Below are 8,405 nucleotides of genomic sequence, written 5' to 3' on the forward strand. Positions count from 1 at the left end.
CAACGATTCGAAATTTACGATTTATGAGAGGATAAAGAATGGCAGAAAATACCGTGATGGAAAAACTTTCTTCCTTGGCCAAACGGCGGGGGTTCATCTTTCAATCCTCCGAAATCTACGGCGGTTTGAACGCCTGCTGGGATTACGGCCCAATGGGGGTGGAGCTTAAACGGAACATCAAGGAGTTCTGGTGGCGCTCGATGACCCTTCTGCGGGACGACATCGAGGGGCTGGACGCCGCCATCTTGATGCACCCCAAGGTCTGGGAGACCTCCGGACACGTGGCGAACTTCACCGACCCGATGGTGGACTGCAAAAAGTGCAAGGGGCGCTTCCGCGCGGATGAAACCGTTTCCGGCCGCTGTCCTAAATGCGGGGGGGAGCTGACGGAGGCCCGGCAGTTCAACTTGATGTTCAAGACCTTTATGGGGCCGGTGGAAGAGGAAGCGGCCATCGTTTATCTGCGCCCGGAAACGGCGCAGGGGATTTACGTCAACTTTTTGAACGTGCAGGGGCCCTCCCGGCAAAAAGTTCCCTTCGGCATCGCCCAGATTGGCAAGGCGTTCCGCAACGAGATTTCCCCCGGCAACTTCATCTTCCGGATGCGGGAGTTCGAGCAGATGGAGATGCAGTTTTTCGTCCATCCCAAGGAGGATGAAAAATGGTTTGAATTCTGGCGGCAGGAGCGGATGAAATGGTACCATCAATTGGGAATCCGCCAGGAAAAACTCCGCTTCCACCAGCACAGCCCGCAGGAGCTGGCGCACTACGCCAAGGCCGCCTACGATGTCCAGTACGAGTTCCCCTTCGGCTGGCAGGAGCTGGAGGGGATTCACAACCGCACCGATTTCGATTTATCCCGCCATTCGCAGGCGACCGGCAAGGAGCTTTCCTATTTTGACGAGCCGACCAAGGAGCGCTTCATCCCCTACATCATCGAGACCTCGGCGGGGTGCGACCGGACCTTGCTTACCGTTTTAATCGACGGTTACTACGAGGAGGAAGTGAAAGGGGAGACCCGTTCGGTTCTGCGCATCGCCCCCCACATTGCCCCGTTCAAGGCGGCCATTTTCCCCTTGGTCAACCGGGACGGAATGCCGGAGGTGGCCACAAAAATCTATAACGATTTGCGCAAAAAGTTCAAAATTTTCTATGATGACAAGGGGGCGGTCGGCCGCCGGTATCGAAGAATGGATGAAGTCGGCACGCCTTTCTGCATGACCGTCGATTCGCAAACCCTGCAGGATGAAACCGTGACCCTCCGCGACCGGGACACGATGCAGCAAACGCGGCACAAAATCTCCGAACTGGAAGGGATTTTGCAAAAGAAAGTGGAGATTTAGTGGGCTTCACCACTTCCACCATGCGGGTGCAGGCGGATTTTCGGCAAAATCGCCTGCTGCAAATCCTTTTGGGCTGGTATCTGGTTTTCTGGATTGTAATGGCTATCAGTCCCCTCAACCGGCTGGACTGGTTCATCGAAAATCTTCTGGTCTTCGCCACGGTCGGCCTGCTCGTCGGCACGTACCGGATTTTTCCGCTCTCCGATATGTCCTACATCCTAATCACCCTCTTTATGAGTTTGCACACCATCGGCTCGCACTGGACCTATTCGGAAGTGCCGCTTGGATTCTGGATTCGGGATACCTTCGGTTTTTCCCGCAACCACTTCGACCGCATCGTCCATTTTTCCTTCGGGCTTTTGATGGCGTACCCGATTCGGGAGGTCTTTTTGCGGGTTGCCTCCGTGCGGGGGTTTTGGGCCTACTATCTGCCGTTCGACGTTACGCTCGCTTTTTCCGGTGCCTACGAAATTATGGAGTGGCTGATTGCCTCGCTCATTTCGCCGGAAGCCGGGGATGCCTGGCTGGGGACGCAAGGGGATATTTGGGACGCCCAAAAAGATATGGGGCTGGCGGCCACCGGGGCGCTCATCAGCATGACCGCCACGGCGATTTTGAGAAAATGGTACCATAAAAAACCTGCGACGATATAAAGAGTTTTAAATGTCCGACTTGGAAAAGAAAAAACTAAAGCTTTTGGATCGGTTTTTGACCGGTTGGATACTGGCCGCCATGGTGGCGGGCGTGGCCATTGGTTATTTCTCGTCGGGCGTCACGCAATTTATCGCCGGTTTGCAGATCGGGGCGACCTCGATTCCCATAGCGGTTGGACTCATTCTGATGATGTATCCGCCGCTGGCCCGGGTGAAGTATGAGGAAATGGGCCGCGTCTTCCAGAACAAGAAACTTTTGGCCATCTCTTTGGTTCAAAACTGGATTGTCGGGCCGGTGGTTATGTTCGCGCTGGCGGTTTTGTTTCTGCGCGGTTACCCGGAGTTGATGATTGGCGTGATTTTGGTCGGTTTGGCGCGATGCATCGCGATGGTCATCGTCTGGAACGAACTGGCGGGGGGAGACCGGGAGCTGGCCGTGGGGCTGGTGGCCTTCAACGCCGTTTTCCAGGTTCTGTTTTACGCCGTCTACATTTACTTTTTCATCACCCTTCTGCTCAACTGGTTCGGACTGGTGCCCGGCCTGGATGTCCGCATTTCGATATGGGAGGCGGCCAAAACAGTGTTCATTTATCTTGGAATACCCTTCGCAGCTGGCGTCGTCACGCGCTTTTCGCTCATCCGACTCAAGGGGAAAGAGTGGTATGAAAGGGCGTTCATCCCAAAAATCAGCCCGATTACCTTGGTGGCGCTTCTGTTCACCATCGTGGTGATGTTCTCGCTCAAGGGGGAGTACATTATCAAGCTGCCGCTGGATGTCTTGCGCGTGGCCGTTCCACTGGCCATCTACTTTTTGATTATGTGGTTTTCTTCATTTCTGATTTTACGAAAAATGGGCATCCCCTACGAGGGGGCCACGGCGGTGGCCTTCACCGCCGCCAGCAACGACTTTGAGCTGGCAATTGCCGTCGCCGTGGCGATTTTTGGCATCGCCTCCAACCAGGCCTTCGCCACGGTCATCGGCCCCTTGATTGAAGTTCCCGTACTGGTACTGCTGGTTAACGTGGCGTTGAAATGGAAGGGAAAATTCGCTTCACAAACCGCTTGACGGATGGGGGAAAGGGAGTTGTATATTCCCCCCCGACAAGCAGTTTAACCGTCGCACAGAGGAGGTAAGATGGAACGTTTGCGTCCGCTTTTAGCCGAGTTTATAGGAACTTTTATTCTAATTTTCATTGGGGCGGGGGCCGTCTGCACGGATGGCTTCACGGTCGGCGGCGTGGGGTTGGTCGGCATTGCACTGGCCCATGGGGTGGCGCTTTTCGTCATCGTTTCGATTTTCTCCTACATTTCAGGCGCGCACGTCAATCCGGCGGTCACGGTTGGTGTGCTTCTGGCCCGGAAAATCGACGCCGCAAAGGCCGTGGGCTATCTTATCGCCCAGCTTTTGGGGGCCGCCGTGGCGGCGTTTGTTCTGCGATTGATTTTCACGATGGATATCTGGGGGCCGGTCAATTTAGGGACGCCGGCGGTGAGTGATTCGATTGGAGCGGGGAAAGCGATTCTAATCGAAGCGATTTTGACCATGTTCCTCGTGCACGTCGTTTTGGCCACGGCGGTGGATGAGCGGGGGCCCAAAGCGATTTTTCCCTTTTCCATCGGGCTGGTTCTCACCATGGATATCTTGGTCGGCGGGCCTTTGACCGGGGCGGCAATGAACCCAGCGCGGGCTTTTGGTCCCGCTTTAGCCGCCGGCTTTTGGGCCAATCACTATGTCTATTGGGTCGGGCCGCTTTTGGGGGGCATCGCCGCCGCGCTTATCTACAATAAATTTTTCGCCAAGAAAGCGTAACAGATTTCAGAAAGCGAAAAGCCGGGTCGTTTAAGACCCGGCTTTATTATTTGCGAGAGAGTTAATCAGCGCGAGATTGTGATGTCGCCGAAGGCGGTGTGGGCGTGGACCCGCAGGCGCCTGGCCTGCGATTCGAAATTCGGGTCGGCTTTGGAAAGCTGGTTGCCGATTCCCTTCTCGGCCTGCCCCAAAATTTTGATATCCCCAAAGGCCGAGCCGCCGGAGGCGGAGACGGCTACGCCCTCCGGCACTTTCACCTCCACGTCCCCAAAGGCGGTGTGGAGGTAGAGGGCGTTTTCGCCGTCGGAAAAGCGGGCGCGGGTCAAGTCCAACTCCACATCCCCGAAGCCGGTGGAGACCTCCAGCCCGTTGGGGTCCAGATTTTCGCCGGAGAGTTTGACGTCGCCGAAGGCGCGGAAGATGTGCTTGTCCGTCATTCCTTCATTACCCGCGGCGGGCGGGCGGGGGCGGAAAAGGAGAAGAAATCCGATGGCGATCAAAAGCAGGGGGAAAAAGAGGGCCAGGGCGTCGCCGAAGTCAAAATCGATGACGTCGAAATTGTTCAGAATCCAGAGGATGCCGACGGCCAAAAGAAAAAGCCCCCAAAAGCCGCGCCAGAAGTTCCTGCGATTCATCGGCTTAATTTACGCATAATTCGGGAAAAAAGTTGCCGGAAAAACAAAACTTCTCCCTGCCATTCCGAGCGAAGCGTGGACGAATTTCTAACCCCTATCTTTGTAGGAGCACAATATCTTGTGCCCATTTCCCCCATCAGCAAATTCACTACAACTTCGGAGTGAAAAACGGGTGGTGGGCCTTTAGTAGAGGGACGTGGTTCGGGGTAATCCCCAAGCCGCCATCCCTCTCGTGCAAACGGGTCGGTAATGGCGCCGCATTGGGCGTGCCAATGCCGAACCCCGTAAGGACTAAGGGTGCCGGTATCAACCACAAAACACGGCCACCCTCCCTTCCGGGGTTGATTTCCCCCCAGTGGTTGAGGGGAAAGGACGGCTGACTTTTCTTACCAACCGGTAACCCCGCTTCATCCTTGAAAGGGATAAGCGGTTTTAGACCCAAAGCGCCTTCGCGGGGGCCTGCCGCGCGCAGGGCAGAACAAATACACAGGCGGGCCGCACGGAGAGGACCACCATACCGGGGAACCGATTCCCCGTATCAGCGTAGGTTCCGTCTCCCACTTTCACGGCCGTTTTAAAACCTGTCGCACGTAAAAAAAAGAAACAAAAAAAGGAAAGGCGAGAGGGCCGGGCCGCAAGGCCCGCCTCTCCCTTCCCTTAAAATAAAAACGTAGGGGCGTACCTTCAGGTGCGTCCTTGGGTGAACCTAAAGGTTCACCCCTACAAAAACGCCTGCAAAATCCCCCCGATTTTGTAGCCGGTACAAAGTTACTGCTATAGCTGCGCCCAAAATTCTCAAAATCGCAAGCACAAGGCCTGCTTTTTTGTGGGGGAAAGCGGCGCGTCCGGCGGACTTAAATCCGGCCTTTGAAGAAGATGCGTTTGGGGTTCCAGAAGTGCAAAAGCCGGGTCATAAATTCCTCCCCCTGCACGCGGGAGGCGAGCTCGCGCAATTCCTCGTTTAACTTGTCCAGCTTTTTATCCTGCAGGCGTTCCAGGCCGCCGGCGGCGATGAAGAGCCGGATTCTATCCAGTTCGCCGGAATCCAGCCAGACGCCGTGGTCGCCGCAGCGGTCGATGACGATGCCGGAGATTTTTGAAAAATTCTCCCGGTTCATATAGCGGCCGCAGCGGGGGCAGGAGACATATTGGATGGGGCCAGTTTCGGGCTTGTGCCAGTGGTTTTTGGAATCGGCGAATTCTCTCGCCAATCTTTGCGGGTTGGTGGCGCGGGCGAAGTTTTGATAATCGAGCCAATATCCGCCGCAATTTGGGCAGGTTTCCAGTTCGTCTTCCCCTTCCGCTTTTACCTTTTTCAGTTCCACGCGGCAGCGGGGGCAGACGGGGGTTTCAATCGTTTTGCCATCGTGAAACAGGGGGCCATTGCAGTGGGGGCAGGTGCGGGCCTTTGCGGAAACCGCGCCGCCGCAATGCGGACAGGTCAAATCGCTTGCCGTGTTTGGTCTTGCTCTTGCCTTAATTTCCATTTCGCCCCCTTTTATTAAAACATCGGCAGAAGAGGGTAATTTTAAAGTCGTTCAATATCGTTATCTAAAAGTTCTGTCATCGCGATCCTCGCCTCGTCTGCCGAAGAAAGAGAGTGTCCACACCGTTGTAGCAGCGAGTTTTTGGCATTCTTTTTTAACCATTCAGCTTGTTGCTTCGCTGCTTCCCAACCCTCTGAACCATGAAGATGGTTCAACGAAGCGTACATAAGAATGGCCCGCAACTGTTCTTCATAATTAACACCGTTTACTTCTGCTGGCAGGTGCCCCTTTTCGACCATCGTTATTGCATCGCGTGAACGAAGAAGAGCAAACTCCCAATTTTTCTCCTTCTCGAAGGCCCTGGCTTCACGGTAGTAATAATAGACCTTCCAGTCTGGAGGCACTCCGGGACACCAGCGTGCCTTGGACCAAAAAGAGGAGGCAGCTCGGTGTTCGCCTAACTCTTCAACTATGTGCCCAATTAAATTGCAGGTTTCATGAGTTTCGAACTCTCCGAGCGCACGGCTCGCTATAACGAGGGCTTCAGTTTTTCGCCCCTCCTTGTGAAGTAGGTATGCTTCTTCGTACAATTTTTTGGACGATTCGAAGCGTTGACGACGATCCTTTTTTGATGAGAACCAACGACCCAAGAGGAAAATTCCAGCGCTTGCAAAAGCCATCACAAGGAGTAAGGCCCCAATGGAAACAAGCAAGATTAAGATGGTCATTTAGTTTGAAGTTTAACTCGACTCGTTGCCATAGCGAGATACCTGACTATTCTTTCTATTCATTTGAAGTAATTTCTTTCACTTATCTTTAATTGTCAATCGATCTTTAGGTCGATATGATTTCTTTCTTATTTAACGTATCTCGGAACGGTTGGGTCGGCAGTTTAAGCAATGCCATCCCACGCCTCCCGCAAAAGTTCATAGATATACTCGTGAGAAGGGGAGCCCTTGAAAAAGTCGGCGTTTTCCTTGGTTTCGATTTGGACAAAACCGAGGCGCTCTAAAAGTGCGGCGGAACGGCCGTTGCGGGTGTCGGTCTCGGCGCGGATTACCTCGACGCCGTAGGCGGTGAAAAGATGGGCAATAAGGGCGCGGACAGCTTCGGAGGCGTAGCCCTTTCCCCAATGTTGGGGGCCGAGTTCGTAGGCGACATAGGCCCGTTTGCCGGTTACGGTTGCCTGAACGGTGCCGAGATAGGCGCCGTCCTCCAATTTTCGGATGGCGAAATTGAGCCAGATGTCCTTGCCGTCCGCCGAATGGCCGACGGAGAGATGCCCGTAGCGCTCGGTCAGCGCTTCCACCGATTTGGGCAGGTCGAAGGGGATGAAGGTGTAGATGGCGGGGTCGGAAAGCGTTTTGAACAACAAATGGGCATGACGGGGTTGCAGGGGCTCCAAAATCAGGCGGGGGTTTTCAGTTCAAGCGGAAGGGGTTCTTGGGGTTTCATTTTGTTTTGCAATATGGAATATAAGGAAAATGTTTGGTTTAACCTCCCCTTAATCCCCTCCTTCGTAAGGAGGGGACAAAAAAATCACCCCCTCCGGCCTGCGGCCTCGTCCCCCTTGATAAGGGGGACAAAAAAGCGGGCAGACACATCGGTCTGCCCCTACAGAAAACAAAGACAAAACGGGCAACCACGGGGAGTTGCCCCTACTTGAAATAGCGGGGGACGGAGGGGTCGGCGGTTTGGGAATATAAATCGATGCCACCGGCCAAATGTTTGACGTTTTTGAAGCCGTGGCGTTTCAAAAGCTCCAAAGCCGTTTTGCTCCGGACGCCGTGGTGGCAGTAGGCAATGATTTCCCGGTCTTCCGGAATGTCCGGCTTTTCCATCACCAGCCGGTTCAAGGGGAAAAGCAGCGAGTCGGGGAAAGCCACTTTCTCGTTTTCCCAGGGCTGGCGGACGTCCAGAAGGATGAAGTTACGCGGGCCTTGCAACAATTTTTTGAGTTCGAGCGGGAAGATTTCTTCGTTTTCCATTTTTTAGGACCGTTTATTCGACTCGTCCATAGATACGGATAAAATCCTTCAAGCAAGAGTCGGCCATACTGTCGAACGGCGGTTGAAGACCATGGTCTGCACCTTGTACAGGACACCAGTGTTTTTGAGAGGAGGCTGCTGCGGCGAGCATCTTTTCGCCGAAATCAATTGGGACAATCTGGTCTTTGGTGCCGTGTATGACAAGCAGTGGAGCCGACACATTCCGTATAATGTCGATTGGCTGCGGACGGCGGTTGCGGAGCTTTTCATCCGGTCTAACGCGAACAAACCAGCGAAGCGGCCAAGGGAACAAACCACCCCACGTCGGAATGACGTCTTCGGCAGAAGAAAAGGGACCTTCCAAAATAACCCCCGCTACGGGCCGGTGAGCCGCTACCTGGATGGCGGCAAGCGTTCCCAGAGAATATCCATAGACGAAAATGAGGCGGTTGGCAGAATTGCGGCGGGAGGCCAGAAAGTCGTAAACAC

Annotated in this window: 10 protein-coding genes; 4 read left to right on the forward strand and 6 right to left on the reverse strand. The window is 54.3% G+C overall.

All coding sequences use genetic code 11. The annotated features are described in order from the left end of the window. Nucleotides 1-38 precede the first annotated feature (38 nt). From VNL73_05260 to VNL73_05275, 4 genes are all read left to right on the forward strand, one after another. On the forward strand, nucleotides 39-1,343 hold the full coding sequence (locus tag VNL73_05260; GenBank protein ID HXF48816.1) for a glycine--tRNA ligase: 1,305 nt from the start codon (nucleotides 39-41) through the stop codon (nucleotides 1,341-1,343). Further along, on the forward strand, nucleotides 1,343-1,996 hold the full coding sequence (locus VNL73_05265; protein ID HXF48817.1) for a DUF2238 domain-containing protein: 654 nt from the start codon (nucleotides 1,343-1,345) through the stop codon (nucleotides 1,994-1,996). Before VNL73_05260 ends, VNL73_05265 begins: the two co-directional genes overlap by 1 nt. A gap of 10 nt (nucleotides 1,997-2,006) precedes the next feature. Continuing rightward, nucleotides 2,007-3,062 (forward strand): ACR3 family arsenite efflux transporter, encoded by a 1,056-nt coding sequence (gene arsB, locus VNL73_05270; GenBank protein HXF48818.1) that lies wholly within the window; start codon nucleotides 2,007-2,009, stop codon nucleotides 3,060-3,062. Between the two features lie 69 nt (nucleotides 3,063-3,131). Then, nucleotides 3,132-3,806: an MIP family channel protein gene (locus VNL73_05275; GenBank protein ID HXF48819.1), complete on the forward strand. Its 675-nt coding sequence runs from the start codon at nucleotides 3,132-3,134 to the stop codon at nucleotides 3,804-3,806. Nucleotides 3,807-3,871: 65 nt separating this feature from the next. On the opposite strand, the gene liaF is transcribed toward VNL73_05275, so the two are convergent. The 6 genes from liaF to VNL73_05305 form a co-directional block, all read right to left on the reverse strand. Beyond that, on the reverse strand, nucleotides 3,872-4,441 hold the full coding sequence (gene liaF / locus VNL73_05280) for a cell wall-active antibiotics response protein LiaF (GenBank protein HXF48820.1): 570 nt from the start codon (nucleotides 4,439-4,441) through the stop codon (nucleotides 3,872-3,874). Between the two features lie 854 nt (nucleotides 4,442-5,295). Beyond that, nucleotides 5,296-5,928, reverse strand: coding sequence for a zf-TFIIB domain-containing protein (locus VNL73_05285; protein ID HXF48821.1), 633 nt, complete (start codon nucleotides 5,926-5,928; stop codon nucleotides 5,296-5,298). A gap of 41 nt (nucleotides 5,929-5,969) precedes the next feature. Beyond that, nucleotides 5,970-6,656, reverse strand: a complete 687-nt coding sequence (locus VNL73_05290; protein HXF48822.1) for a hypothetical protein — start codon at nucleotides 6,654-6,656, stop codon at nucleotides 5,970-5,972. 164 nt (nucleotides 6,657-6,820) lie between these two features. After that, a complete protein-coding gene (locus tag VNL73_05295; protein ID HXF48823.1) occupies nucleotides 6,821-7,333 on the reverse strand; it encodes a GNAT family protein in 513 nt (170 codons plus the stop codon). A 253-nt stretch (nucleotides 7,334-7,586) separates the two neighbouring features. Next, nucleotides 7,587-7,916: a rhodanese-like domain-containing protein gene (locus VNL73_05300; protein HXF48824.1), complete on the reverse strand. Its 330-nt coding sequence runs from the start codon at nucleotides 7,914-7,916 to the stop codon at nucleotides 7,587-7,589. Nucleotides 7,917-7,929: 13 nt separating this feature from the next. Beyond that, nucleotides 7,930-8,405: prolyl oligopeptidase family serine peptidase (locus VNL73_05305; protein ID HXF48825.1), on the reverse strand; the 476-nt coding region annotated here is incomplete at its 5' end.

It is taken from the genome of Verrucomicrobiia bacterium (genome assembly GCA_035574275.1).
GTDB lineage: Bacteria > Zixibacteria > MSB-5A5 > DSPP01 > DSPP01 > DSPP01.

Coding starts and splice junctions, on each gene's coding strand:
- VNL73_05260 (HXF48816.1), top strand. CDS start 39: ATGGCAGAAAATACCGTGATGGAAAAACTTTCTTCCTTGGCCAAACGG.
- arsB (HXF48818.1), top strand. CDS start 2,007: ATGTCCGACTTGGAAAAGAAAAAACTAAAGCTTTTGGATCGGTTTTTG.
- VNL73_05275 (HXF48819.1), top strand. CDS start 3,132: ATGGAACGTTTGCGTCCGCTTTTAGCCGAGTTTATAGGAACTTTTATT.
- liaF (HXF48820.1), bottom strand. CDS start 4,441: ATGAATCGCAGGAACTTCTGGCGCGGCTTTTGGGGGCTTTTTCTTTTG.
- VNL73_05285 (HXF48821.1), bottom strand. CDS start 5,928: ATGGAAATTAAGGCAAGAGCAAGACCAAACACGGCAAGCGATTTGACC.
- VNL73_05290 (HXF48822.1), bottom strand. CDS start 6,656: ATGACCATCTTAATCTTGCTTGTTTCCATTGGGGCCTTACTCCTTGTG.
- VNL73_05300 (HXF48824.1), bottom strand. CDS start 7,916: ATGGAAAACGAAGAAATCTTCCCGCTCGAACTCAAAAAATTGTTGCAA.